The 543-nt window shown below is 42.8% G+C and carries 1 pseudogene; it reads left to right on the forward strand.

The annotated features are described in order from the left end of the window. Positions 1-479: pseudogene (gene cheB, locus ADICYQ_RS31175) on the forward strand (protein-glutamate O-methylesterase CheB); the annotation flags it as partial. Between the last annotated feature and the right edge of the window lie 64 nt (positions 480-543).

Here is a 543-nt window from a genome sequence, read left to right on the forward strand (position 1 = left end):
AGCACATGCCTGAAGGGTTTACTGCTTCTTTGGCTGATCGGCTGAATCATTTATCTGACATTCAGGTAAAAGAAGCAAAAGATGGTGAAGCAGCTCTTAACGGCTGTGTTTACATAGCACCGGGCGGAAAAAACATATCCGTTATTAAAAACAGCGAAGGACTCCAGATTGTGCTTGATAACCATGACACACCAAGCCGTCATAAACCATCTGCTGATTATTTATTCCGTTCTGTCGGGAAACTGACAGATTATGAAAAAGTAGCGGTTATCATGACCGGAATGGGCAGTGACGGCACTGCTGGGCTAAAGGACATGCTAACAGCCGGCAATGTGAAAGCCATTGCGGAGTCTGAAGAATCTTGTGTCGTATACGGGATGCCAAAAGCTGCTGTTAAAGCGGGTCTCATTCATGAGATTAAACATGTGGAAGATATCGCAGCATCCATCACAAGCTGTGTGAAAAAAGNGAGGGTGTGATTCAAATGGATATGAATCAGTATTTAGATGTCTTTATTGATGAGAGTAAAGAACATTTACAAAC

Source organism: Cyclobacterium qasimii M12-11B (genome assembly GCF_000427295.1).
In the GTDB taxonomy this organism is placed as follows: Bacteria; Bacteroidota; Bacteroidia; order Cytophagales; family Cyclobacteriaceae; genus Cyclobacterium; species Cyclobacterium qasimii.